This window comes from Mesorhizobium sp. M4A.F.Ca.ET.090.04.2.1 (genome assembly GCF_003999085.1).
Classification (GTDB): Bacteria; Pseudomonadota; Alphaproteobacteria; order Rhizobiales; family Rhizobiaceae; genus Mesorhizobium.
Genome location: NZ_RZOT01000017.1, coordinates 1 through 25142, shown reverse-complemented (window position 1 = coordinate 25142; position 25142 = coordinate 1). Strand labels below are relative to the sequence as shown.

At 65.2% G+C, this 25142-nt stretch carries 19 protein-coding genes and 1 pseudogene; 11 read left to right on the top strand and 9 right to left on the bottom strand.

Annotation, left to right across the window (positions count from 1 at the left end):
* From EN781_RS02800 to EN781_RS02795, 3 genes and pseudogenes are all read left to right on the top strand, one after another.
* Positions 1-3192, top strand: a 3192-nt coding sequence (locus tag EN781_RS02800; RefSeq protein ID WP_127399759.1) for a WD40 repeat domain-containing protein, incomplete at its 5' end; no start/stop codon positions are given.
* A 29-nt stretch (positions 3193-3221) separates the two neighbouring features.
* Positions 3222-3265, top strand: a pseudogene (locus EN781_RS35070) (hypothetical protein); the annotation flags it as partial.
* An 82-nt stretch (positions 3266-3347) separates the two neighbouring features.
* Positions 3348-3839 (top strand): LpqB family beta-propeller domain-containing protein, encoded by a 492-nt coding sequence (locus tag EN781_RS02795; protein ID WP_189347286.1) that lies wholly within the window; start codon positions 3348-3350, stop codon positions 3837-3839.
* Positions 3840-3887: 48 nt separating this feature from the next.
* Here the strand turns inward: EN781_RS02795 and EN781_RS02790 are convergent, their stop codons facing one another.
* The gene (locus tag EN781_RS02790) at positions 3888-5369 is read right to left on the bottom strand and encodes an NAD-dependent succinate-semialdehyde dehydrogenase (RefSeq protein WP_126058543.1); all 1482 of its coding nucleotides are present in this window, start codon (positions 5367-5369) and stop codon (positions 3888-3890) included.
* A 33-nt stretch (positions 5370-5402) separates the two neighbouring features.
* Positions 5403-6683 carry a 4-aminobutyrate--2-oxoglutarate transaminase gene (locus EN781_RS02785; protein ID WP_126058542.1) on the bottom strand — a complete coding sequence of 427 codons (1281 nt, stop codon included), beginning with the start codon at positions 6681-6683 and terminating at the stop codon, positions 5403-5405.
* A 181-nt stretch (positions 6684-6864) separates the two neighbouring features.
* On the opposite strand from EN781_RS02785, the gene EN781_RS02780 reads away from it, so the two are divergent.
* The 3 genes from EN781_RS02780 to EN781_RS02770 all read left to right on the top strand — a co-directional run bounded on the left by EN781_RS02780 (position 6865) and on the right by EN781_RS02770 (position 10037).
* Positions 6865-7671 (top strand): MerR family transcriptional regulator, encoded by an 807-nt coding sequence (locus EN781_RS02780; RefSeq protein ID WP_126058541.1) that lies wholly within the window; start codon positions 6865-6867, stop codon positions 7669-7671.
* Between the two features lie 432 nt (positions 7672-8103).
* Positions 8104-8814: a WecB/TagA/CpsF family glycosyltransferase gene (locus tag EN781_RS02775; RefSeq protein ID WP_245455400.1), complete on the top strand. Its 711-nt coding sequence runs from the start codon at positions 8104-8106 to the stop codon at positions 8812-8814.
* Positions 8811-10037 carry an NAD(P)/FAD-dependent oxidoreductase gene (locus EN781_RS02770; protein WP_126058540.1) on the top strand — a complete coding sequence of 409 codons (1227 nt, stop codon included), beginning with the start codon at positions 8811-8813 and terminating at the stop codon, positions 10035-10037. Before EN781_RS02775 ends, EN781_RS02770 begins: the two co-directional genes overlap by 4 nt.
* An 80-nt stretch (positions 10038-10117) precedes the next feature.
* Here EN781_RS02770 and EN781_RS02765 read toward each other — a convergent pair whose 3' ends face one another.
* Positions 10118-11275 carry a GNAT family N-acetyltransferase gene (locus EN781_RS02765; RefSeq protein WP_245482439.1) on the bottom strand — a complete coding sequence of 386 codons (1158 nt, stop codon included), beginning with the start codon at positions 11273-11275 and terminating at the stop codon, positions 10118-10120.
* A 294-nt stretch (positions 11276-11569) separates the two neighbouring features.
* Here EN781_RS02765 and EN781_RS02760 point away from each other — a divergent pair, with 294 nt between their 5' ends.
* Positions 11570-13054 (top strand): hypothetical protein, encoded by a 1485-nt coding sequence (locus tag EN781_RS02760; protein ID WP_126058538.1) that lies wholly within the window; start codon positions 11570-11572, stop codon positions 13052-13054.
* Here the strand turns inward: EN781_RS02760 and EN781_RS02755 are convergent.
* Positions 13040-14134, bottom strand: a complete 1095-nt coding sequence (locus tag EN781_RS02755) for a glycosyltransferase family 4 protein (protein ID WP_126058537.1) — start codon at positions 14132-14134, stop codon at positions 13040-13042. The two genes, EN781_RS02760 and EN781_RS02755, sit on opposite strands and share 15 nt — an antisense overlap.
* The gene (locus tag EN781_RS02750; RefSeq protein ID WP_126058536.1) at positions 14131-15540 is read right to left on the bottom strand and encodes a lipopolysaccharide biosynthesis protein; all 1410 of its coding nucleotides are present in this window, start codon (positions 15538-15540) and stop codon (positions 14131-14133) included. Before EN781_RS02750 ends, EN781_RS02755 begins: the two co-directional genes overlap by 4 nt.
* A 240-nt stretch (positions 15541-15780) precedes the next feature.
* Between EN781_RS02750 and EN781_RS02745 the strand changes: the two genes are divergently transcribed.
* From EN781_RS02745 to EN781_RS02735, 3 genes are read left to right on the top strand one after another with little or no spacing between them, the layout of a single operon-like run.
* A complete protein-coding gene (locus EN781_RS02745; RefSeq protein ID WP_126059373.1) occupies positions 15781-17934 on the top strand; it encodes a GumC family protein in 2154 nt (717 codons plus the stop codon).
* A 3-nt stretch (positions 17935-17937) separates the two neighbouring features.
* Complete coding sequence (locus EN781_RS02740) at positions 17938-19074, top strand: cellulase family glycosylhydrolase (protein ID WP_126058535.1); 1137 nt, start codon at positions 17938-17940, stop codon at positions 19072-19074.
* A 60-nt stretch (positions 19075-19134) separates the two neighbouring features.
* Positions 19135-20664 (top strand): hypothetical protein, encoded by a 1530-nt coding sequence (locus tag EN781_RS02735; protein WP_126058534.1) that lies wholly within the window; start codon positions 19135-19137, stop codon positions 20662-20664.
* A gap of 66 nt (positions 20665-20730) precedes the next feature.
* On the opposite strand, the gene EN781_RS02730 is transcribed toward EN781_RS02735, so the two are convergent.
* Together EN781_RS02730 and EN781_RS02725 are read right to left on the bottom strand one after the other, a co-directional pair.
* Positions 20731-21609 (bottom strand): hypothetical protein, encoded by an 879-nt coding sequence (locus EN781_RS02730; protein WP_245455396.1) that lies wholly within the window; start codon positions 21607-21609, stop codon positions 20731-20733.
* 267 nt (positions 21610-21876) lie between these two features.
* Entirely contained in the window at positions 21877-22980 is a 1104-nt protein-coding gene (locus EN781_RS02725) for a DJ-1/PfpI family protein (RefSeq protein ID WP_126058533.1), read from the bottom strand.
* A gap of 90 nt (positions 22981-23070) precedes the next feature.
* Here EN781_RS02725 and EN781_RS02720 point away from each other — a divergent pair, with 90 nt between their 5' ends.
* The gene (locus tag EN781_RS02720; protein WP_126058532.1) at positions 23071-24003 is read left to right on the top strand and encodes a GlxA family transcriptional regulator; all 933 of its coding nucleotides are present in this window, start codon (positions 23071-23073) and stop codon (positions 24001-24003) included.
* A gap of 13 nt (positions 24004-24016) precedes the next feature.
* On the opposite strand, the gene EN781_RS02715 is transcribed toward EN781_RS02720, so the two are convergent.
* Both EN781_RS02715 and EN781_RS02710 read right to left on the bottom strand, forming a co-directional pair.
* Positions 24017-24847 (bottom strand): GNAT family N-acetyltransferase, encoded by an 831-nt coding sequence (locus EN781_RS02715; RefSeq protein WP_127399757.1) that lies wholly within the window; start codon positions 24845-24847, stop codon positions 24017-24019.
* A gap of 4 nt (positions 24848-24851) precedes the next feature.
* Positions 24852-25142: aspartate/glutamate racemase family protein (locus EN781_RS02710; protein ID WP_245492532.1), on the bottom strand; the 291-nt coding region annotated here is incomplete at its 5' end.

Genomic DNA, 25142 nt, shown 5'->3' with positions numbered 1-25142 from the left:
GCATTCCTGCTCATCTACGGGATGAGCGGTTGCGGCAAATCTTCCCTCCTGCGCGCCGGGCTGATGGCGTCATTGACGCGGCCTGGAGCCGTGGCGGGCATATCCCTGTGGCGCCGCTGCCTGATCCGCCTCTCCGAAGGACCGGATGCGTTCGCTGTGCTGGCTGCGGCACTGCTTGGCGAAGCTGCTGTGCCGGAACTGTCCCGCGAAGTAACAGCCGCGGAGCTGGCGCTGCTCTGCAGGAACGCGCCGGACCGGGCGCTGGCGAAGATCCGGCAGGCACTTGGCAAGGCCGCCGGATCGGCCCGCTCGCAGATCAGATTGCTGGTTGCCATCGATCAGCTCGAGGAGCTTTTCACCACGCAGAAGCAGCCGGCGACGCGCGAGGCCCTTGTGCGGCTCATGGCGGTGCTGGCCGCGAGCGGACTGGTCTGGGTGATCGCGGCGATCCGTTCGGACTTCTTTCACCGCTGCGGCGAGGTGCCGGGGTTCTCGGCGCTCAAGGACGGTCTCGCCAGCTACGAACTCCTGCCGCCGACCGGCCCGGAGATCGCGCAGATCATCCGCGAGCCCGCTGGCGTTGCCGGGCTCCGCTTCGAGCAGAATGCCGAGCTGGGGCGGCTCGATGATGTGCTGCAGGAGGCAGCCGCTGCCGATCCCGGATCATTGCCGCTTCTCGAGTTTGTGCTCGACGCGTTGTACGAGGCCGGTCGCGAGCGTCGGGTCCTCACCTTTGCGCATTATCGCGCGCTCGGCGGGCTCGAAGGCGCAATCGCGCGCCGCGCCGATGAAGTCGTAGACCTGCTGGCGCCCAACATCCAGGAGGCCTTGCCCGCGGTGCTGGGCGCCCTCACCACGGCAAATCCGGGCGATGAAACGGTGACGGCACGTCCTGCCCTGCTCACCGAAGTTGCAGGCACTCCCGCGCGATCGGCCCTGGTCAGGGCCCTGATCGACGCCCGGCTCCTCGTCAGCGATGAGGACGCCGCGGGCCATGTCGTCGTCCGCGTAGCACATGAAGCACTGTTGAGCCGTTGGCCGCGCGCCGGTGACATTGTGAACGCAAACCGGAACTTCCTCGAGACACGCGACCGCCTCAGGGCCGACGCTCACCGTTGGCAGCTGGAGAACAGGAATCGAGAGCTTCTCCTTCCGTCCGGCAAACGTCTCGCGGAGGGCGAAGAGCTGATGCTGTCAAGACGCGAGGAGGTCGACGATGCCGTCCTCGAATACATCGAGGCGTCCTTGCGTGCCCATCGGCAGAAAGAGGAGAAGGATCGGCACGCGGAGCTGGCGCTGATCGAGGCCGCCGAAGAGGCAAAACGCGAGCGCCTGGAGCGCGAGGCCGAGCGCCGGAGCCTCGCGGCTGTCGCAGCAAACCGGCTCGCCCGACGTACGCGCAATGCCGCGATCGTGGCGATCGCGCTCGCTCTCATGGCGGGCGCAGGCGCGCTGGTCGCCTTCAAAGCGCGGGAGGAGGCAAGGGGCCAACGCGATCAGGCGCTGCGCAATCAGTCTCTTTCGCTCTCGTTTCTTTCGGAGCAGTCCGCGTCGAGAGGCAACACCGAGGCTGCGATCCTGTTGGCGCTCGAAGCACTGTCCTCGAAAGACCAGCCCAAGCGGCCCTATCTCTTTGAGGCTGAGACAGCCCTCTACAAGGCTCTGCTGGCGCACCGACAGATCAAAATCTTCCGGCATGGGGCCGGCGTGACGGATGCGGCATTCAATCCGGCCGGCGATCGCATCGTCACCGCATCCCACGACAAGACTGCGGCCGTCTGGGACATCTCCAGCGGCGCCGAAACCGTAGTTCTAAAAGGACATGAAGAGGCCCTGGAGAGGGCTGAATTCAGCCCGGATGGGAGCCGTATCCTGACGGCCGCGAGGGATGGCACTGCACGCCTTTGGGAGGCCACATCGGGAGAACAGCTCTTCATCCTGCGGCCTGTAAGCAACTATCCGACGGCAATCTTCAGCCCGGATGGCACCCGGGTGCTGACGGCGGGGGAGAACAGCGATGCAACGCTCTGGGATGCTCGGACCGGAAAGAAAGTCCTAGGTGTAAGGAGCGACGCATATACGCGTGCTGCTTTCAGTTCAGACGGCCGCAGCTTCGCGACGGCAGGCAGGCATTTTGTTTCGATCTGGAATAGCGCAGACGGCGCGCTGACGCGGTCAATCCGAGTGACCTCCTGGCCCTACAGCCTGGCGTTCAGCCCGGACGGGAGCCGGATGCTGGCCGGCCCGTGGGGTTGGCATTCACACCGCGACACTTCCAGCCTTTTCGATGTGTCGAAAGGAACGGAGATCGCAAAGTTGGCCGGCAGCAAGAGCGACACGCAATTGAACGGCGTGATCTTCGGTCACGGGGGTCAGCGAATCGCCACTGTATCCCTCGATGGCACTGCCCGGATTTGGGATGGAGTGTTGGGAACGCTGGATGATGTGCTCGGCCAGGAGGTTTCGGGATTGAAGGCAGACATCGACACGGATGAACGTGATGTGGAGATGAACGGTGCTTTCACCCCGGACGACCGCTTCCTGGCGACCGCCTCGGTCAATGGGCCGATCCGCATCTGGGACGTTGAACGCGCCTCGTTGGTGACGACGATCGCCGGCCATGAATCTTTGGTCGAGCATCTGGAATTCAGCCCGGTCGACGGCAACATTCTTCTCACTGCTTCACATGATGGCACTGCTCGGCTGTGGGATGTCGACGGCGCGCTGACGACCGCGCTCTCGCATGAATACCGGCCGACTTTCGCGGTCTTCAGTCCCGACAATGTCCACCTGCTGACCGGCGGCGGCGACAGCGCGGCGCACCTCTGGGATGTCGTGAGCGGGCGCGAGACAATCCGGTTCGATACACATGAGATCATTCAAAACGCGACGTTCAGTCCCGATGGACAGCAGGTCGCGACGGCATCTCTTGGGGGGCAGGTCCGTATTTGGGATGTCGCCACGGGTTCGGAGACCGCCCAGTTCCGATCACATGGCGGCTTGGTCCAGATCCAGTTTGGTCGCGATGGCAAATCGCTTCTTGTCGCATCGATCAACGGCACCGCGCAGCAGTGGGACGCTGCGAACGGCACCGAGCTGGCCGTCATCAATACAAGCAGCAATCTGCCCCAGGCCATTCTTAGCCCCGACGGAAATCTTCGGCCAGGGAAGACAATGCGGGCCACCTGCTGACGACGGGCGGAGCCGAGCTCAGGGTTCTTGTGGGGCATCAGGATCGCATCACGGCAGCGGCCTTCAGCCCGGACGGTCAACTCGTCGCCACAGGCTCGCTCGACCACACGGCTCGCATTTGGTCGACCACGGACGGAGCAAACGTCGGAACGCTAGTGGGACACACCGGCGCGCTAACGGTCCTCGCCTTCAGCCCCGACGGTCAGTCGCTGCTGACCGGCTCGCGCGATGGAACCGTCCGCATCTGGAGCGTCGCTGGCGGACTGGAAAGTGCCGTTCTAAGGGGCCACGACGGCGCCGTCGACAGCGCCCAGTTCAGTCCTAACGGTTTGTATGTCGTGACCGCGTCCTCCAAAGATCGCACGGTGCGGCTATGGGCGACGCAATCGGGGCGCCAGATTGCCGTCCTTGGCAGCCACGACGAAGCAACCGTTCTACTGGGCTTTACACGCGCAGCTTTCAGTTCCGACGGCGCCCGCGTCGCAATTGTTGCCGGCGAAAAAAGTGTCCGTATCGTTCGTGTCTTCCAGGCGCCCAAGGACCTCATCGACTTCGCCCGGCGCACCGTGCCTCGCGAACTCACCGCTTGCGAGCGGCGAAGCTTCTTCCTGCCTGCGGACCCTGCAACCGGCACCTGTCCGGGCTGACGCCGGCGACCGGTCGGATGTTGTCGCTTGAGTCGGGAGGGTAGCTGCCTACAGATTGCCGATGCAGAGATATTTGATTTCCAGATAGTCGTCCGCGCCGTGGCGGGAGCCCTCGCGGCCGAGGCCGGACTGCTTGATGCCGCCGAAGGGCGCCGCTTCGCTGGAGATCAGGCCGGTGTTGATCCCGACCATGCCGTATTCCAGCGCCTCGGCTACCCGCCAGACCTTCTTCAAGTCGCCGGCGAAGAAATACGCCGCGAGTCCGAATTCGGTGTCGTTCGCCTGCGCGATCACATCCTCGACCGTGTCGAAGCGGAAAAGCGGCGCGACCGGGCCGAACGTCTCCTCGCGCGCCACCTGCATGCCGCTTGTGACACCCGTCAGCACTGTCGGCGAGAAGAACGTGCCGGCGCCTTCGATGCGCTTGCCGCCGGTAAGCACCTTGGCGCCTTTCGACACCGCATCCTCGACATGGCTCTCGACCTTCGCCAACCCCTTGTCGTCGATCAACGGCCCGACCATCACGCCAGCCTCGAAGCCGTCGCCAACCGGCATCGCGGCGACCTTTGCCGCGAGCCTGGCGGCGAAGGCGTCATAGACGCCGGACTGGACGTAGAGGCGGTTGGCGCAGACGCAGGTCTGGCCGGCATTGCGGTACTTGGAGGCGAGCGCGCCTTCGACCGCGGCGTCGAGATCGGCATCGTCGAAGACGATGAACGGCGCATTGCCGCCGAGCTCGAGGCTGACCTTCTTGATCTGGTCAGCGCACTGGCGCATCAGGATGCGGCCGACCTCGGTCGAGCCGGTGAAGCTGATCTTGCGCACCTTGTCGTTGCCGCACAGTTCCTTGCCGATGGCCGGACCATCTTCCCCGACGATGACGTTGAAGACGCCGGCAGGCACGCCGGCCTGCTCGGCGAGGACGGCCAGCGCCAGCGCCGAAAGCGGCGTCTGTTCGGCCGGCTTGGAGACGACCGTGCAGCCGACGGCGAGCGCAGGCGCGACCTTGCGCGCGATCATCGCGGCGGGGAAATTCCATGGCGTGATCGTGCCGACGACGCCGACAGGCTGCTTGATGACGATCATGCGCTTGTCGTTCGACGGTGCCGGGATCGTCTCGCCGTAGACGCGCTTGGCTTCCTCCGCGTACCACTCGACATAGGCTGCGGCGTAGAGGATCTCGCCGCGGGCCTCGGCGAAGGGCTTGCCCATCTCGGCGGTCAGGATGGCCGCCAGCTCGTCGGCGTTGGCGACCATCAGCTCGTGCCACTTGCGCAGGATCGCGGCGCGCTCCTTGGCCGGGCGCGCCGCCCAGGCCGGCTGCGCGGCATGGGCGGCGGCGATGGCGTCCCGCGTCTCGGCGGCACCCATATCGGACAGCGACGCCAGCACCTCGCCGGTTGCCGGGTTCAGCACGTCGAAGGTCCGGGTCGCGTCGCCCGCGGTCCAGACGCCGTCGATGTAGCCGGTGTCGCGCAGGAAGCGCGACGAGAAGGAAACATGCTTGGTCAACGCGGTCGTGAAGGCCATGTCATTTGCTCCGGAAAATGGACGGGGCTCCGGCTAGTTGCCGGCGCTTGCTTCGAGGATCGCGCTCTCCAGAATGTCGAGCGCCTCGCCGAAGACGCTGTCCTGGATGGTGATCGGGGCGAGGAAGCGGATGACGTTGCCATGCACGCCGCAGGTCAGCAGGATCAGGCCCTTATCGAGCGCGATCAGCCGCACCTTGTTGGCGAACTCGGCGCTCGGCAGCTTCGTCGTCCTGTCGTTGAACTCGACCGCGTTCATGAAGCCCGGACCGCGGATATCGACGATCTGCGGCGCCTTCTCGCGCAGCGATTCCAGGCGCTGCTTGAGCCGGTTGCCGAGCTGGTTGGCGCGGCCGCAGAGATCCTCGTCCTCGATGACGTCGAGCACGGCATGGGCGGCCGCGACGCCGATCGGGCTGCCGCCATAGGTGCCGCCCAGCCCGCCCGGTCCCGGCGCGTCCATGATTTCCGCGCGGCCGGTGACGGCGGCAAGCGGGAAACCGCCGGCGAGGCTCTTGGCCATCGTCACCAGATCGGGCGCCACGGCATGATGATCCATCGCAAACATCTTGCCGGTGCGGGCAAAGCCCGTCTGTACTTCATCGGCAATGAGCAAGATGCCATGCTGGTCGCAGAGTTCGCGCAGCGCTTTCATCAGCGAAGCCGGAGCCGGATAGAAGCCGCCCTCGCCCTGCACCGGCTCGATGATGATCGCGGCGACGCGCTGCGGATCGACATCGGCGGCAAATAGCTTCTTCAGCGCCGCCAGCGACTGTTCAGAAGTCACGCCATGGAGATCGATCGGAAACGGCACGTGGAAGACGTCAGCGGGCATGGCGCCGAAGCCGACCTTGTAGGGCACGACCTTGCCGGTCAGAGCCATGCCCATGAAGGTGCGGCCATGGAAGCCGCCGCCGAAGGCGATGACGGCGGAGCGGCCGGTCGCGGCGCGGGCGATCTTGACGGCGTTCTCGACAGCTTCGGCGCCGGTCGTGACGAAGATCGTCTTCTTGGCGAAATCGCCCGGCGTCAGCGCGTTGAGCCGCTCGGCCAGCCGCACGTAGCTTTCATAGGGAACGACCTGGTGGCAGGTGTGGGTGAAATGATCGAGCTGATCCTTCACCGCCGCGATCACGCGCGGATGGCGATGGCCGGTGTTGAGCACGGCGATGCCCGCGGCGAAATCGATGTAGCGGCGGCCCTCCTTGTCCCAGATTTCCGCGTTCTCGGCACGCTCGGCATAGATCTGCGTGGTCATGCCGACGCCGCGGGAAATCGCTGCATTCTTGCGGTCGGTGAGGGTGGTCGCGGCCATCATGCGCTCCTGCGCTCTGGGGTGGGATTTGATATCTTGCATAATTTCTGCAAGACATATACAAACTTCCTACATTTTTTCTGCAAGAATGCAAGCGGTGTTTTCGGCTTCAAACCGCCGCCGTTTTCGGCGATGGTCCTGAACAGGGCTGAGAGACAAACCAACCGGGAATATTCCGCTCATGAGCAATGCCACGCCGGTACGCTACAAGGTGGCGGAGGCGGCGAAATCCGCGGGCGTCTCGGCCTCGACCCTGCGCCTTTGGGAAAGCCAAGGGCTCGTCGTTCCGGGACGGTCGGATACCGGCCACCGGCAATACAGCGCCGAGGATGTGGCGCGGCTGAAGAAGATCGCCTGGTACAGGACCGAGCGCGGCCTCAACCCGGCGGCCATCCGCGAAGCGCTGGAAAGCGAGGCACCGTCCGACAGTGCCGACACCGCGGATACGTCCGACCTCGGCCGCAGGCTGCGCAGCCTTCGCCATGGCGCCGGCAAGACCCTGGACCAGATTGCCGCCGATGTCGGCATCGCCGCCTCCACGCTGTCCACCCTGGAGCGGACATCGCAGGGCGTCAGCTTCAAGACACTGCACGATCTGGCGCAGTATTACGGCACCACCGTTTCGCGCCTTTCCGGCGAGGAGCGGGACGACGTGCCGGCGCTCGTGCGTGCCGGGGCATGGCGCACCTGGCCGGAAACCACCCCCGGCGTGACCGTGCAGCTTCTCGCCGAGGGACGCACGATGATGGACTGCCACCGTTTCGTCCTGGCGCCTGGCGCCGCTAGCGAAGGCGCCTACCGCCACGAAGGCGAGGAGTTCATGCATGTGCTGTCCGGACGCCTGGAACTGGTCTTGGATTCCGACCAGTTCTTCGATCTAGGCCCCGGCGATTCCTTGTATTTCGAAAGCCGCCGCTACCATTCCTGGCGCAATCGCCACGACGGCGAAACCGTCCTGCTGTGGATCAACACCCCGCCGACCTTCTGACTGGGACGAGCCGTTGCCCACGGGCAGCAAGGCCGCCGAAAGGGAGGCAAGCTTCGGCGTCGTCACGGCGAGTGGACGAACGAATCCTCTCCCTTGGCGCCCAAAGCAGAGGCGGACATGCCCTTCGCACCACCGCACTACACGGCTCGGCTGAAGTAGAGAATCGAACGATTGCATAGATTTTTAGTAAAATCCTATGAATTAACTAACGATTAACGAATTGCTTAACTTTCCGCTGCTTTTACCTAGAATATTCGAGGGTGGAATACTTCTCGAATGCGCAGGGCAATGGAAAATCCGAAAAGAGACTTTGAAGGATCTGGACGCCCGTCCAATGCGGATGGGGCGGCAGCCGCGCGCCAGGAATCAGCACCTCTTCCCGAGAAGCTTTCCGCCTTCCCGACCGTTTTGATCGGCGGGCTGCCAATCACGGTGATCGATCGGCGGGAAGCGGCCCATCTGATGATCGCCGCGGCGCGCGGGCATCTGCCCGGCTGCCGTCCCTACTATTTCACGTCAGCCAATGGGGACGTCATCGCCCAGACGCGCGCCAATGCGGAAACGGCCGGGCTCTTTCGCGAGGCCGACCAGATCTTCGCCGACGGTCAGCCGCTCGTTTTCGCTTCACGCCTGCTGTGCGGCGTGCACCTGCCGGAGCGGGTCGCCACCACCGACCTCTTTCACGATGTGGCCAAGCTCGCCGAACGCGAGGGCACGACCTTCTACCTGCTGGGATCGACGGAGGCCGAGAACCGCAACGCCGTTGCCGGCATGAAGGCCAGATATCCCGGCCTGCGCATCGTCGGCAATTCGCATGGCTACCTTGCCGGCGAAACACTCGAACGCAAGCTCCACGAGATCAATGCACTCGCGCCCGATATATTATGGCTGGGCCTCGGCGTTCCGCGCGAGCAGATCTTCGTCCGCGACTTTGCCTCGCGACTTTCGAATGTCGGCGTCATCAAGACCTCGGGCGGGCTATTCGACCATCTTGCCGGCAAGGTGCCGAGGGCGCCGCTTTGGGTCCAGAAAGCCGGTTTCGAATGGCTGTGGCGCGTGCTGATGGAGCCGCGCCGGCTTTTCTGGCGCTATTTCACCACCAGCCCCCAGGCCATCTACGCCATATTGAGGTATTCCAAATGACCGCCGATCAGTCCCGCCCTTCGCTGCCAGCGGGGATCGACACGGAGATCGTCATCGTCGGCGGCGGCCTGTCCGGCACGCTTGCGGCGAACGTGCTCGGCCGTGCCGGCTTTCAGGTCACGCTGGTCGACCGCTATCCCGTCTTTCCCAGGGAATTCCGCGTCGAGAAGATCGCCGGCGACCAGATCGAAAAGTTACGCCGGATCGGCCTTCTGGACAGGCTGGCCAGCGCGGCGGTCGCGTTCGATGAGATCGTTAACATCCGTAAGGGGCGTCTTCTCGACCGCACGCATGCCCGGCACTTCGGCATCTTCTACGACGACCTCGTCGGCGCCATGCGGGCGGAACTGCCCGAAAACGTGCGCTTCATCGCCGGCCGGGTCAACGCTCTGGAGGCGGGAGCGGACCGTCAGCGCGTGTCGATCCTGGGGCAAGGCGACGTCACCGCCAGGCTGCTCGTGCTCGCCACGGGCATGGGCGACATTCTCAAGCGCGACCTTGGCATCGAGCGCCGGTTCGTCCACCAGCGGCAGTCGCTGACCTTCGGCTTCAACATTCGCCCGGCTGGGGACAGCACCTTCAGGCATCCGGCGCTCACCTACTATGGCGAACGGACCTCGGACGGCATCGACTATCTCAACCTGTTCCCGGCCGCCGATGTCACGCGCGCCAATCTGTTTGTCTTCAGGGATCATCGTGACCCCTGGGTAAAGGCCCTGCGCGAGCGGCCCAGGGAAACGCTGATCGACACCCTGCCGGGGCTCGTCAAGGCATTCGGCGATTTCGAGGTCATGGACAAGGTCGAGAGCTGGCTGACCGACATCACCGTCGCCGAGAATTGCGTTAAAGATGGCGTCGTCCTGATCGGCGATGCCTATCAGACATCCTGCCCCGCGGCCGGAACGGGCGTCAGCCGTCTGCTCACCGACGTCGAGCGCCTGTGCAAGGTGCACGTGCCGCAATGGATGGCCTCGCCAGGGATGGCGGCCGCGAAGATCGCGAGCTTCTACGGCGACCCTGCGAAGCGCGCGATGGATGCACGCGGGCTTCATCTGGCGGACTTCCGCCGTAGGCTGACGATCGAGAACGACCTACGCTGGCGCGCATGGCGGCAGCTTCACTTCAGCCGCCGCCGCATCATGCACGGGATCAACAGGCTGAGCCCCAGTTTCGCCGCCAGGCTACGCGGACTGAGCAGGCCGAGACTCGAAGCCGCGACGTGATGCGGGCCGATCCGAGACCGCGAACCACCCCGACCATCCAGCCGGCGCTTTTGTAGACAGTCCGCCGAGCGCGACGCGCTTCAGGTCTTTCGAGCTTCGGGACTCAATTCATCGTCCGCTTGGACCGGCGACACGCGATCGGGGGAGGCCTTCTTGCCGTGCAGCACGCGCCGCGCAAGCGCCTTGGCCGCGGGCAGTTTCTCTACCGTCAAATGCGCCGCGTAGCCGAGCGGGCTCCCGGCCCGGAAGATCTGCCACATCGGCGACGGCCGGCCGCCGAAGATGCGCTTGTAGGGTTCGTCGCCGATGGTGAAGTCGAGGGAATGGTCGCCGCGCTCGATGCAGTCGCGCGCGATCTGTTCGAACAGCAGGCTGCCGATCGACTGCTTCCTGTAACCGGCCTCGTCGAAGCCGCCGAGGATGACGAGGAGAGAGCCTTTGTGAGCAAGCCCAAGCGCGCCGGCGATCGCCCTGTCATTCATCCAGAACGTATAGGTGCGCGCGAAGCCGTCGCACCCTTCTGCGGCCACGGCCAGATAGAAATCGAAATAGGATTGCTGCTGCAGCAGGTCGGCAGGGCCGTTGCTGCCGTCGAAACGCTTGCCGCGGTAGATCTTGAGCGCGTCGAATGTTGTGCGGATGGTGTCGATGTTCTGGGCGCATTCGAAGCGCGCCTCCCCCATGCGACCGAGCTGCCGGGATTTCTTGTCGAGTTCCTTGCGGTAGGACTGGTTGAGCTGATGTTCCCGCCAGGAGGCGAATGTCGGCTCCAGCTTGCTGGAATAGGCGCTCATGCCCATGCTTTCGCGCTTGGCTATGCCAAACAGGCGCTCCATGGCCAGCGAGCGATCCGCAAGCTTGCCGATGCGCAGGAGATCATAAGGCCGCAAATGCCTGCGGATCGCGGCGACTGCGCGGCTATCCGCCAGGATGCGCGACAAGGTCTCCTCGGTGGTGACCGGCGACACATAGTCGGAAACGCGCATGTCGGCGAATTCCACGACCTTGAGCAACGTGTATCGGCGCCTGACGAGTGGCAGGACCATGGCGAGCTTGCCGCCCGGCCGGGCGCGCACAACGATGATCAGCGGGGTGGCGGAGCTCTGCCGGACGATCCGCTCATAGAGCTGCGCCAGCCATATGGGGTGCTGAAAGGCCGTCGCCGCCGAGCTGGCGAACAGCTCGACATATTCCGTCGAGCGGAAGTCGAAGGAATCCTCGGCAGTGACTTCAAACATAAGAATCCGAACCGGCAGACAGCGGCCCGATCTATCGACGACGTCTTGCGTTCCGCGTCAAGGCAAATCGCAGGAAAGTTAGAAACTTGGTATATGCAAGAGTTCGGACGCCGGTTGCAAATCTGTCATGCATTCTACGTTCCGCAGGATCGGGCCGGGGCAGTCGAGATTTATTTTCCCGCAAATCACGCTTGCGGATTTCAAGTGTAACCGCAAGGTAAGCTTTTTCCGCCAAGTCATCTGTTTTCGAGTGTCTGCGGCCCGAGCACCAAAATAACCGCGAACGGGAATGACATGGTCTCGATCGACGTGATTGTTCCGCAAATTGCCCCTCGCCGATGGCAAGAGCTCGTCATCGAGCGGCTTCGGGCCGACGGTCATGACGTGGCCGTGTTGCATCAGGCCGAAGCGGCCGCCTGGCCGGCTGCGGCAAAGCTCGCCTTTGCCTTCGAGCAGCGCCTGTTTCGACGGAAAGGGCCCGGCCTCGGCGCTCCGCTTGACAGGCTCGAGGCACGATCCGGCGGCCGGCCCGTCGCGTTGAGGCTGGACCTTGCCGGCAACGCGGCGCTGTCGGATATCCCGACAGTCGGCCTTCGATTTGACGGCTCGGGCTTTGACCTCTCGGCGGCGATAGCGGTCGCGGCCGGCAGGCTGCCAGTGATCGAGGCCGTTCTCAACGGCGAGACGGTGGTGGGCCGGGCTCTGCCGATGGTGGACAGGCGGGAATCGGCGGCGCTTGGCACAGGGGATGTGCTTGCCCGCGCCGTGACTCTGATCGTTTCGATCGCGCGGGCGTTCGCTGAAGGCCGGCCTTTTCAGGGCGAAGGAACGCCTGACGACCGACACCTCAACAAGGCAACGGCGTTTGCCTTCGCCTCCGCCTATCTCGGCTCGGCGCTGCCGCGGCTTGGCCGGGAGGCCATGCGGCGCGTCGGTTATCGCCATGCGCATTGGCGCGTCGGCTACCGCTTCACCGATGCGCCCGGCGTGGCTGAGACAGGCCGGCTCGGGAGCGGCTGGTCGGTCTTGCCGGATCCGGGCGACCATTTCTACGCCGACCCTTTTCCGTTCCAGTGGCAAGGCCGGTCATTCCTCTTCGTCGAGGATTACCCTCATGCGACCGGCAAGGCCGTCATCTCCGTCGTGCCGTTCGATGCCAGCGGCGCCCCCGAGACGCCGAGGGTCGTGCTGGAGGAACCGCACCACCTCTCCTACCCGCAGGTGTTCGAGCGTGACGGCGCGGTCTGGATGCTTCCCGAGGCCAGCGCCGGCGGCAGGCTCACCCTCTATCGCGCCACGGGCTTCCCGGACCGCTGGGCCGCCGAGACGGTGCTGGTCGAAGGCGAGATATCCGACGCGACGCTGCTCGAGCATGGCGGGCAACTTTGGCTGTTCGCGACCGATCGCGACGGTTACGGCAGCACGTCCGACACGCTGGTGGTTTTCAGCGCTCAGGCGCTCTCCGGCCCGTGGACCCCGCATCCCATGAACCCTGTCCTGATCGACCTTCGTATGGCACGCCCAGGCGGAGCTTTCGTTCGCAACCGGGAGGGCCGTATCCTGCTTCCGGTTCAGGACGGAACGCTCGGCTATGGCGGCGGGCTTGGCCTGTCGGAATTGCTGGACCTCGACCAGCAGGCGGTTCGGCTTTCGCAGCCTCGGCCGGTCGATCCGGAAGGCGACTGGCCTTACCCGAAGATCCACACGCTTAACCGCGCCGGCATGCTGGAGGTTATCGACGGGATCGCGGCGGTGCGAAAGCACTCAGGAAAGCAGTAGCGCCTCGTAGCCCGCGCACATCCTCGCCGGCGAATATTTCTGTCCGAGTCGCCGCCCCGCCGCGGAGAGCGTGGCCATCAGTTCCGGCCTGGCGATCATCTCGGCAAGGCCCCCGGCCATGCCGTCGGCATCGGCCTTGACGAAGATCGCCGCCGCTTCGCCATCCTCGGCCGTCAGCACCTCGCGCATCACCGCAAGGTCGTTCGACACCACCGGCAGACCGGAAATCGCCGCTTCGACGCAGGCAAGGCCAAAGGTCTCGGTCATCGACGGAAACGCATAGGCATCGCCGGCCGCGAGGAATTCGAAAATGCGCGCCGTGGGCACTTCGCCGACCAAGTGCAGCCGATCCGCGATGCCCCGGCTCGCGGCAAAATCGACAAGGGCATCCCGCTCCGGTCCGACGCCGGCCAGCGCCACATGGATATCGGGAAGGTGCGCGAGCGCTCCGACAAGCGCGATCTGGTTCTTCATCTGCGTCAGACGCCCCGACGAGACAGCAAGCCATACGTCCCGGGGCAAGCCGAAGCCGGCGCGCGCGGCCACCTTGTTGAAGTCTCCATCTGGTGCGGGGACGCCGTGATCGATGCGCCGGATCCGCCGCCGGTAGGCTTGCGGGTAGCGATCGAACTGCGCTTCCGTCCAGGCCGAGTTGACGACGTTCGCCTGATAAAGCCCCGACATGCCCATCAGCTTGTCGATCTGCGAGAGCAGGCCCATGACCCCTTTGGTCTGCGGCGCGCCGCTCTGGTTGGCAACGATGTGCCGGACTCCGGCCACCCGGGCGCCGATCGTGCCGAAGATGTTGCCGTAGTGCTGATAGGAGATCACCGCGTCCGGCCGCGCCGCGCGCAGATAGGCCGCAAGGCCGATGGCCGCGCGCACCTGTCCGGGCAATCCTTTCGGGCGCCCGGCAAGGATGAAATCCGCATAGGGATCGCCGTCGAAAGCGTCGGTCTTCCGGTACATGAAGACGGTGCGCACATCATGCCCGCGAACCCGCAGGCCTTCACCCACCATGTCGGAAATTCGTTGCGCGCCCGCGGCCTCGGCCTGGGTCTGAACCTGGATGATCTTCACATACGCCCCTTCAGCGCCACGCGGGGAGCGGGCGCCGCCCTCCCCATCGCAAAGCCGAAGATAGATGGGTCGATGCCTATTCTACGCTTGGCGATCGACACCGCAATGGCGGTCCATGCGATGACGGTGCCAGCGATGCTGACCGCCGCGCCGATCGGCCCGAAGAAGTAGGTCGTCACGGCGGTCGCGCCGAGCCCCAGCGCGTTGACGATGACCAGCACCTTGAACAGCGCATGCTGGAGGCCGGTCAGTTGCAGCAGGACTTCGATCGGGCCGCAAGCCGTGCCGAACGTCGCGCCGATGCCGAAGATGACAAGCGTGGCGCGCATGGCGGGCGTGGCATAGGCCGGATTGAACATCGACAGGATGAAGCCGCCCAGGATCCAGAATGCCGCGAGCACGCACAGCGCGATCGCGAAGCTGCCAAGCGCGGCGAGGCTGGTGATGCGCTGAACATGCGCCCTGTCGCCGCTGTAGAAGGCGCTGGAGATCTGCGGCGCGAGCGCCTGGTTGATGCCGTTGAGCGCAAGCGCCACGAACCGTGTCGTCCGGTCGGCGACGAAGATCGCGCCGGCGGCCTCGGGCCCGAGGATCATGGCCACGAGCAGGGTGCTGACCTGCCCGAGCGCCGGCGGCAGCGAGGTGACGCCCCACAGGCCAAGCGTCACCGTCCTGAATTCCTGCTTCTGTCCTTCGCTCAGGGGGCCACGTTCGGCGCGCGCCGTGTCGCGCACCAGAGCCACGGTTTGCGGAACGACCGAAAGGACGAGCAGCAGGGCGGTCAGCCAGGTCGCCTCGACCGCGCTCATCTCGACGCGCATGGAATGGCAGACGAAAAGGATACCGATCGTCGCCGCGCGCCAGATGATATCGCGCGGCAAAAGGCCGGATATCAGCGCGTTCTTGGCCCGGAAGGCGCCGGAGGTGAACTCCGACCAGCCGAGCGAGAAGGACAAGACCGCGGCGGCCAGGCACAGCGAGAACCATTCCGGCGTGCCCTTGCCGATGAACGGCAGGAATCCGACCAGGAGGATGAGCAGGCTGGAGCCTATAAGCCCCGCCAGCGCCACGAGAATGGCGCGCGCCATCATGCCGTGAGCGGAGTTGAGATCGCCAAGCCCGACATATTGCGGCCAGAACCTGAGCACGGTGCTCTGCTGTCCGACCGAGGCGAAGAAGGACACCAGGCTGGCGCCGGCATAGGTCGCGCTGTAAAGGCCGAACTGCCGTCCGTCCATCACCATGGCGACGGCCACGAACATCAGGAAGGACAGGCCCGCGCTGGCAAGCTTGATGATGCCGGCCACCGCGCCGCTCTTGGCGAGCGCCACGATGGGCATGCGCATGCCGGCCCCGGGGCTGGCGCTCCCGGCCACGGCGTCGCGATCGGCTTGATTCTCACTCAACGTCGGCCCCTGTAGCAATCAACTGGCCTAACCCCCGCGGCAGGCGAGCCGACGCTGAAACCTGCCCCTGAATAGAGCAAAAGCCGGCAATTGCGCCAGCGCGAACGCTCTGCATGGTTACTGTTACCGCGAAATGAATCGCGTAAGCACCTCAGTAACCTTAACGAAAGGCTAACGTTAATCCTGAATACTGGACCGTGTAGAGTGGCGTCGGTACGCCGGCTCTGCAGGGGAAAGGTAATGAAGCCAGCCAGGATCGACGATCGCGCTCTTCCGCCATTGTTCGATATCGGACCGTTGTGGGCCATTCTTTGGGGGCGCCGACTGCTGGTGCTTGCCTTCACCGGCGCGGCGCTGCTTCTGGCGGTGCTCTACCTTGCCGTGACCAGTCCCAGCTACACCGCGACCGCCTCGATCCTGATCGATCCGCGCGACGCGCGCGCGACCAACTTCAACAACGTCCTTCCGGGCATCGGGGCCGACAGCGCAGCCATCGCGAGCCAGGTCTTCGTCATCGAATCGCAGGACCTGCTGGGCACCGTCTTCGACAGCCAGAAGCTCCGGAACGATCCCGAATTCTCGTCCCGCGGCCTGATATCGCGCGTCATGTCCCTGTTCGGCGGAGGTACCCCGCAGGACGCGGCCTTCAAGCGTTTCCAGAAGGCGGTATCGGTCGAGCGCGAAGGGCTGACCTATGTCATCAACGTCTCCTTCACCTCGCCGTCGCCGGAGAAGGCGGCCCGCATCGCCAACGCCATCGTCGACCGTTACAAGGCGAGCCTGGCCGGCGAGCGGGAAACCGCCAATGACGATGTGAATTCCCTTCTCAACGACAGGATCAAAGGCCTGCAGAAGGACGTCAGCGACGCCGAGCGCGCGGTCGAGGATTTCAAATCGCAGCACAGGATCGTTGACCCGACCGATGGCGGCACGCTGCAATCGCAGCTCGACCAGCTGACGACGCAGCTGATTGCCGCGCAGGGCGATGCCGACAAGGCCAAGGACAGATACAATCAGGCCTTGGCAGCTGGCACCTCCGCTGCCGGCCTGGCCAAGCTGTCGGAAATACTCTCCTCCAACGCGGCCGCCAATCTGCGCGACGATTACAACCAGCGCGCCACCGAGCTCGCAAATCTGGAAACCATGTACGGGCCGCGCCATCCGGCGATCGGCCGGCTGAGGTCCGAACTGGACCGCATCAACCGGCTTATGGCCGGTGAGGCGATGCGGATCAGGCAGCAGCTGAAGGCCAATTACGATCTCGCCGTCCAGAATGCCGGAAAGCTGCAGGACAAGCTCGAAGCCCTGCGCCAGCAGTCCCAGGACTCGAGCCTGGCGCAGGTGCAGTTAAGGCAACTCGATTCGAAAGCTCAGGCCGCCCGCACCGTGCTCGACGACTTCCTGAAACGCGCGCAGGAAACATCGCAGTTGCAGGGCGTCCAGACGTCCGAGGCACGCACCATCGGTGCCGCCGCGCCGCCGCTGCAGCCGACCTGGCCAAAGCCGGCCCTGCTGCTGCCGGTGAGCGTCTTTCTCGGCCTCATGGCCGGATGCGGCCTCGCGCTGATGCTGGGCCCGGTCGGTCGGCCGGAGGATGATCCGTCGAGCCAATGGCGGGACGCTCCGCAGGCGGTCGATCCAGCCAAGGATGGCCCGCAGGCCAAGCCCCGATCGTTGCCCGTGCCGGCCGATTTCGGCGAATACCGCTTGCCCGGGGTCGCCGGGGGCGCGGCGCTTGCAAATATCAAGGCGATGAGGAAGTCGCTGTTCGAGACCGGCAACGAAACACTGTCGCTGGCCGTGCTGAGACTGATGCGGCAGATCCTCGGACGCCTGAGCGACCACCCCAAACCCTTTGTGTTGCTGGTGTCCTCGATGCAAAGCAGCGCCGAGGCACGGCTCGCCGGCGCGATGGTCGGGATCGGCCTGCAGCGAGCCGAACAGAATGTGCTCGTGGTTGAAGTCGGAGACCTGCCGCATCGCGCCGGGTACGGCTCCGGCCTGTTCATCGACGGCGCCAGCGGCCTGCGTACGGTTGCAGCCGGTGGGGCGGCCGGACAGGGTCAGCAATCGCGCGATCGCAACAGCTTGCGCAGCATTCTTGCCGAAGCCGGCAACGCCTTCGATTTCGTGCTCGTGGTCGCCCCATCGCTTGGCGAAGAAGGTTGGGACCCGGAGCTTTTTGCCAAGGCCGATCTCACGCTGTTCGCGTTGAACCGGTCCGAAAGGGCATCCGACGCCGCCGATCTGATCGAGCGGCATCTCGGCGCTGGCCAGGTCGAACGCAGCGCCACGCTGGTGATCGCGCAGGACAGCGCCCAGCCCGGCAAGACCCCGCACGACGTCCCGTCGAAGGCCGGCGACTGGCGCCGCGGCGCCGTTGCGAGGACCTGATCCATGCGGGCGCCGGAGCAGGCTTTGCCGGCGCTGTCGCGGCGGCGTGCGCTTGCCCTGACCGGCGGCGCACTGCTTACAGCCTTGCCTTTTTCCGTCTCCGCCACGCTGCCGGCGGCGAACAAGCGCGCCGTTCCCTCGCATGGCTTCAACCTCCCCGGATGGTTCGAACGAGAAGGCGGGAGCGCCCCTACCCCGGCCGTTCTGGAGAAGCTTCGTCAAACTGGGTTCGAAACGATCCGGTTGCCGGTGAATGGCGATCTCGTCGCGGATGGCAACAGGGCGGCATTACGCGCCATTCAGCGTGGCGTGGCCGAGCTTGTCGGGCTGGGCTTCGCGGTGCTGGTGGACATGCATCCTTCGGGTGATCTGCGCGCCGCGTTCGAGCGCGATCCGGCAAGCGCGGCCGAACGCGTGGTTCAAGCCTGGACGGCGCTCCGCGTCGTCATTGCCGACCTGCCGGAGGACTCGGTCTATCCGGAGCTGCTCAACGAACCGCCGATGGAGCGGAGCGACTGGCTCGCGCTGCGCGAACACCTTGCCGCAACCTTGCGCGCCAAATGTCCGCTGCACGCGATGGTCTGGGGGCCGGCGCGCTTCCAGGGCATTTGGGAGATCGGCGACACCCCGCCGCTGGCCGACGACAGGCAGATCGCCGCCATCCACTACTACGCGCCTATGGCCTTCACGCATCAATGCGAGACCTGGGATCGATCGCCGCTCGCCCGTCTCGCCAACCTGCCCTTTCCTGCGACGAAGGACTCGCCGCCGGTCCGGGCGCTTGTCTCCAAACTCCAGGCGGCGGGCGACGAGGAGGCTGCCTCCCTTCTGGAGCAGGAACTGTCGAGGCCGTGGGGCGAAGCGCGGATTGCGTCGGACTTCGCCGGGCTCGGCCGCTGGTCGGCGGCCCAGCACTGCCCGGTCATGCTGAACGAGTTCGGCGTGCTCAATTTCTGCGTCGATGCCGACAGCCGCGCGCGCTGGGTTCGCGCCGTGCGCAGGGCGGCCGAGGCCAACCAGATCGGCTGGTCCCATTGGGAGCTCGACCAGGGCTTCGGCTTCATCGCCAACAGGCAGAGCGCGGAAGGGTTCGACAGCTCGATGATCGCCGCCCTGCTGGGCAGCGACGGCGAGGACTGACATGGACAAGGCTCAGCACATCCGGGCGCCGATGCCTGCGACGGTCAAGGCCGACCGGCAATGAGCGTCACCGGGACATATCCGCCGGTCGGCCTGGACGCGTCGAGCTTTGAGGCGCCGCGCGGCGACGCGCTGCTGCATGTCTGCGTGTCGCTTACCCTCGTTGCCTTGACGGTTTCGGCCTTTGCCGTCTGGACGCCGTTCGGCATCGCGGCGACCTTCCTGCTGACGCTGATCGTGGCCAACGCCATGCCCGCGGGCGTCCCCGTCCTGATCATCTGCGCCTTCCTCTACCAGAACCTCGTGGTGACCTGGTACACCCCTTACATCCCCGACAACGATACGTTCGACGCGCTGCGCGGCACCAACTTCGTCATCCTGATGACCGCCTTCTGCATCTTCCTTGCCGCGTCGTTCCAGCAGCGCGTGCGCGCCCTGACCGAATTGCGCTTCTGGCTGCTGCTGAGCATCGTTCTGTGCGGGACGATCTGTTTCTATCTTGCTTTGGGGATCGTGCACGGCCAGCCCAAGGATGCGGTCGTTTATTTCCGCAACACGATCACGCCGCTCGCCTGCTTCCACATCGCGGTTCTCGCCGCCAGCCTCTATCCGGTCGACCTGCGCAAGAGCATGTTCTGGCTCGGCGCCGGCGCCGTCATCTACGGCTATGTGGAGCTGACCTTCACGATGGATTTCCTCAGCCTGTTCCATGGCGACCTCTACATCCAGCGCAACATCGCCCGGCAAATCGAGACCGGCGTCTGGGAGAAGTCGCTCAAGGAAACGGGCTTCGTTTTCCGTGGCCTGCAGGACGTGATGACGACGACCTTCTTCAACACGCCGTTCTTCAACGACATCCTGCCCAGTGTCTTCCGCATCGGCGGCCCGAATTTCCATTCGATCAGCTACGCCTACGCGCTCAGCATCATCTCGGCCTGGCTCCTGTTCAGGGGCCGCTGGCTGCTGCCCATCGCCGCCCTACCGCTGCTTCTGGTCATCGGCTCCAAGGGCGCCACGTTCCTTTTGCTCATCGCACTCGCCATGCGCATCATCTACCGCCCTCCCCGCGCCCGCCTGACGCTCGCGGTCGCCCTGGCTCTGGCAGCAGCCTGGACGACGGCCGCGATCGCCTATGGCGCCACGCATGGCGACTACCACGTGCTTGGCCTGACCGCCGGTTTGCGCGACTTCCTGGCCAACCCGCTTGGGCAAGGATTGGGATTTGGCGGCAATTTGTCGAGCACCAGCCTCAATCTCAGCTGGGCGACCGCCCAGGCCGAGGGCGTCGCCTCGGTTCCCGTCGAGAGCGCCGTCGGCGTCATGCTCTACCAGATGGGCGTGGGCAGCTTCATCTTCTTCGGCTTCCTGGCGGCGCTCGCCGTGGCCGCCCGGCGGCAGCTGATCGAGACCGGCGACCCGGATTTCCTGTTCGCCTTTGTCGGCATCGTCACCATCTCGGCCAATGCCGTGCTGCAGGAAGAGGCGTTCTACTCTCCGCTCGCGCTCAGCTTCTGCCTGCTGCTCGTCGGTGTCTCGCTCGGAACGCACTGGCGCGAGGTAGCGGCGGCAAGGGCCAGGCCGCAGGACTGAACTTTCGGGAGCACAAAGGCAATGCCGACGAAAGACGGCGCTGCTGACCTGTCGTCGCCCTCTGGTTCAGGGGCCGAATATCACCAGTTCGGTGAATGTCAGGTCACCGGGCGAAGGCGGTTTCGGCCCTTTGAAATATTTCAGCCCCTTGTTCGCGAAGTAGCGGCCGAACAGGCCTGCGATCGGCCCGTTCGCATCGGCTAGGCAGAGCAGGATTCCGTGTCGCAGGAGAAAGCGTCCCAGCGCGCCGGCGCCGCGGCTCAGATCCGCGAGCGAACGGCAATAAACGATTTGGGCGCACGGGATCAGGCCGTGCAGGATGCGGCGCGGCATCAGCACCAGCGGGTATGCCGCCCCGTCGCGAATGCAGACGAATGACAGGCAGCCCAGCGCGGCATGATCCTCGAGGATGGATCTCTCGCTGTCCGACAGCATCGCCATTTCGGCGAGGTCGGAGCGGACCTCGAGCACGCGGCATGACGGCTGCGCCGAACTCAAGGCCGGCAGGAAGGCGAACTGGCCGCTGGCGAAGAGGCGAAAGCCGAGCGCCTTGTTGGCATTCAACGTCGAAGGCGCCGGCGAAATGTTGGTGTAGGTCACATCCCGTCGCCTGAGCACCGGCCAGATCAGCTTCATGGCATAGGGGCGGAATGCCTTATCCACCGACCAGCTTGAGATGTTGCAGCGGATTTCATCGCCCTCCCGGCCCGGGTAGCGGGAATAGAGGGTGAGCACGACCCCGACGATCCGGCCGGAACTCTCCAGGGCGAAACCGTATCGCGGACAGTCGTCGATCGCGGGCCGTTGCGACAGACGGGTCAGCGCATGTTCCCAGTACCTGCGGCGACGCATCGGAAAGCCCCTGCGGAGGCAGCCGATCACGCCATCCCAATCGCCCTCGCGAATTGGTCGACAGCTGAGATCGGAGGGAAGTGCGCCATCCATAATCGACTCGGGAATACTACCAAACTAGCTGGATAGCATCACGTTCGTACTTATGCTACTTGGCAAAAATTAACAATCTCTGCGCCTTAAAAGGTAATTCTGTAGTCGTTTCTGAAATACAACCTTGCACAACCATCGGCTTTTGGTCACGCAAGGACACGGCATCCCGTACGGGCCACGGCTTGCCAGGCCGAAGCGCCACGGCCCTTCCGCGTCGCCGCCGGCGGCTGTTCGAAGTCCGAGGCTTTGACCATGGCGCCAGCGCCTTTATTGCGAAGCTCCCTGCTTCGGATATTCGAGCTGCATGGCGACGAAATCCTTCGTGCCGGTGCCGTAGCGGTCGGCGATGTTCCGCAGCGTCTGGTCCAGCGCCTCGACCGGTGGCTGATGCTCGAAGCTGGCGATCCGCCGTTCCGAAGGCCAAGAGGCGGCCACCTGGTCGGGCAGGAAGCGTATGCCGTTGCGGCTCGTGATGGCTTCATTCGTCCCGGAAACCGTCACGGCGCGCGAACGGTAGGTGCGCGACCACGCATCCGCGACAAGGGCGAGCGACACCTCGTCCATGCCCGGCGTCAGTTCCAGACCCATTTGCTCGTGATCCCAGAAGGCAAGCGTGCTGCGAATCGCCGTCAACGCGAAGGGGCGCGTGAACTTGAAGGCGGCGCTGGCATGGCGCGCATCCCAGCCGGTCAGTCCAAGCTCAGTCGCGACGGCTTCGGCCTTCTGCCTGCCGGCAATGGCCTCAATCAGGGTCAGCATCATCGGCATCGACGCAGTGATCCCGGTCGTCGTCGCCACACCCTGGTCGACCACGAAGCGCCGGTCGGCGACATAGCGGATCGAGGGATGCCGATCGCGAAGCCCGCCCACGGAGTACCAATGCGTGGTCGCCCGCTTGCCGTCGAGCAACCCGCTGGCGCCGACGACCTTGGCTCCGGCGCAGATGCCGATGACGATGGCGCCCTTGGCCGACTGGCGCCTTATCCATTCAAGCACCGCAGGATCGTCGTCGCGGCTCATCGCCGGAACGATGACGTAGTCGGCGCCTTGCGGATGCCGCGCATCGAACGCCGCCACCGTCGCGTCCGGCTCCACCGTCATCACATCGGCCACATCGGCGCGCTTCAGGATGCCGTAGGGCATCAGATAGTCGGTGGTTTCGGTGGCGTCATTGATGCCGATGATGGCGACCAGCGGCCGCTGCCGCTTCGGCCCCAGCGCCGCTATCGTGGCGTCCGCCTCTTGCCGGCCGATCGCCGGCGCGGCGATGGCTTCGGGTGTCGGCGGCAGCGACAACAGCCATCCCGCGCCGAGAGCCAGGAAAAGCACAAAGATACCCAGCCCGCCCCACAAGACAGTCCGCAAGCGCATGGTGGATCCTCTGCTCGACCGAAGAGGTTGACCGAAAGTGTAAAGGCGCTAGGCTTTGGCCGAAATGACATAAATCGTGCGAAAACTGCCATGCAACGGACAGTCGCGATCGTTATCCACCCGGGCTTCCAGTTGCTCGATGCCGCGGGGCCGACGGCCGCCTTCGAGATCGCCGGGCGTTTCGCCCCCGGAAGCTACGAGCTGGCGATGCTGGCTCCGGGCGGCGGCGAGGTCGAAAGCTCGTCGGGCGTCCGCCTCACCACGGCGCCTCTGCGCGACGGGCGCTTCGACACGGTCATCATTTCCGGCGGCGAGATCGTGCGCTCCCTGGCTGCCGCCGAACAGATCGCCGCCTGGCTGAAGCGCGTCGGCGCGCGGCGGATCGCCAGCGTCTGCTCGGGCGCCTACCTGCTCGCGGAAGCGGGGCTGCTCAACGGCCGCCGCGCCACCACGCATTGGGCAAGCACGGACGATTTCGCCCGCCGCTATCCGAGGATCAGCGTCGATGCGGACCGCATCTTCGTTCACGATGGCGATGTCTGGACCTCGGCCGGCATTTCCGCCGGCATCGACCTCGCGCTCGCCCTCATCGAGGACGATCTCGGCCAGGATGTCGCGCGCCGCACGGCGCAGCAGCTTGTCGTCCACCAGCGCAGGTCCGGCCAGTCGCAGTTTTCCTCGCTGGTGGAGCTCGGCGGCCGCACCGGCCGCTTCGCCGATTTGATTGAGTGGATGCGGGACCATCTCGCCGAGCCGCTGACGGTCGAGGTTCTCGCCGACCGCGCAGCCATGAGCCCGCGCCACTTCGCCCGTGCCTTCACTGGAGAAACGGGAACTACGCCTGCCAAGGCCGTGGAGCGGCTGCGCCTGGAAACCGCCCGAACCGCGGTGGAGACCAGCTCCGCCTCTCTCGATCGCATCGCCGCCGCCACCGGTTTCGGCGATCCCGGCCGCATGCGCCGCGCCTTCATGCGCGGCTTCGGCCAGCCGCCCCAGGCGCTGCGGCGCTCGGCGCGGCGATAGCGGCCGCCCCGCGTCAGCCCAGCTCGAGCGTGGTTATGCCGAAGACCCTGGCTTGCGCGTTTGCCGGCACGCCTCCCCGATACATCCGGGTCGTGCTGAAGCCGGGCGACAGGCCGGCGGCCCGAAGCGCTGCGGTGAAATCCGCATTGGCCACCGGCACGTCGATGTGCAGCGTGCCCCTCATCATGTCGGCCAGCGCAGCCAGCAGCCGCAGCGCGGTCTCGGTATCGTCGGCGAACAGCGGCCCGACCTTGAAACCTTCCCGGCACTGACGCGCCACGCCGTAGCCGCAAATCCGGCCGGCTTTCATGGCCAGCAAGGCAACGCGCGGCGGCTGCAGCCATCCTTCGAGAAAAGCCGGCCGTGGCGCCGGGAAACAGCCGCGGTCATAGGCGAGGACGTCGGCAAGCCGATCGGGCGTCGGTGGCCGGATGTCGCCGCCCCCGGGCAGACCCACGGCATGGCCGCTGTAGCGGAGCGTCTCGTAGACGGGCTGAAATCCCATGCGCCGGTAGTTGGGCTGCTGCTCGACGACACCGTCGAGGCCGATCGTGCGATTGCCGAGCCGCGCCATGCCGGCGTCCCAGACCGCCCTGCCATGCCCCTCGCCGCGCCGGTCGGGACGGCAGATATAGAGGCCGATGAAGCCGAAGCGGTCGCCATAGGCAACCGCCGAGATGCCGGCCACCATCCCGCCGTCGACGAAGGCGCCGATGAAACCTTCGGGATCTGCCGCCTGGAACACGGCGGCATCGCCAAAGCCTGGATTCCAGCCTTCGCCCGCGGCCCAGTCGACAAGCATTTCCACCTCTTGTGAGGCGAGCAAGCGGATTGTTCTCGGCATCGTATCACTCGGCGGCGACGTCACCCGGGGCGAAGGATTTCAGAACGCCACGATAGGGCTTTGCCAGCGGGTTTGCATAGGCGCCGCGTTTGGATGTTGACAGGCCAAGCGCAATCAGCGCCTCGGCTTGCTTGATCGCGGCGCCGACGCCGTCGATGACCGGCAGGCCGAAGTCCCGCTGCAACTCGGCCGCAAGGTCGGCCATGCCGGCGCAACCGAGTACGATCGCCTCGGCGCGATCCCGCTCGATCGCACGCGCGATCTCGTCACGCAGCTTGACGATGGCGCCTGATGC

Bases quoted from the DNA above. Each gene is read 5' to 3' on its own strand.
- EN781_RS02785 (WP_126058542.1), bottom strand. From the start codon at position 6,683: ATGGCCGCGACCACCCTCACCGACCGCAAGAATGCAGCGATTTCCCGC.
- EN781_RS02790 (WP_126058543.1), bottom strand. From the start codon at position 5,369: ATGGCCTTCACGACCGCGTTGACCAAGCATGTTTCCTTCTCGTCGCGC.
- EN781_RS02735 (WP_126058534.1), top strand. From the start codon at position 19,135: ATGAGCGTCACCGGGACATATCCGCCGGTCGGCCTGGACGCGTCGAGC.
- EN781_RS02725 (WP_126058533.1), bottom strand. From the start codon at position 22,980: ATGCGCTTGCGGACTGTCTTGTGGGGCGGGCTGGGTATCTTTGTGCTT.
- EN781_RS02720 (WP_126058532.1), top strand. From the start codon at position 23,071: ATGCAACGGACAGTCGCGATCGTTATCCACCCGGGCTTCCAGTTGCTC.
- EN781_RS02730 (WP_245455396.1), bottom strand. From the start codon at position 21,609: ATGGATGGCGCACTTCCCTCCGATCTCAGCTGTCGACCAATTCGCGAG.
- EN781_RS02760 (WP_126058538.1), top strand. From the start codon at position 11,570: ATGGTCTCGATCGACGTGATTGTTCCGCAAATTGCCCCTCGCCGATGG.
- EN781_RS02745 (WP_126059373.1), top strand. From the start codon at position 15,781: ATGAAGCCAGCCAGGATCGACGATCGCGCTCTTCCGCCATTGTTCGAT.
- EN781_RS02740 (WP_126058535.1), top strand. From the start codon at position 17,938: ATGCGGGCGCCGGAGCAGGCTTTGCCGGCGCTGTCGCGGCGGCGTGCG.
- EN781_RS02770 (WP_126058540.1), top strand. From the start codon at position 8,811: ATGACCGCCGATCAGTCCCGCCCTTCGCTGCCAGCGGGGATCGACACG.
- EN781_RS02715 (WP_127399757.1), bottom strand. From the start codon at position 24,847: ATGCCGAGAACAATCCGCTTGCTCGCCTCACAAGAGGTGGAAATGCTT.
- EN781_RS02780 (WP_126058541.1), top strand. From the start codon at position 6,865: ATGAGCAATGCCACGCCGGTACGCTACAAGGTGGCGGAGGCGGCGAAA.
- EN781_RS02765 (WP_245482439.1), bottom strand. From the start codon at position 11,275: ATGTTTGAAGTCACTGCCGAGGATTCCTTCGACTTCCGCTCGACGGAA.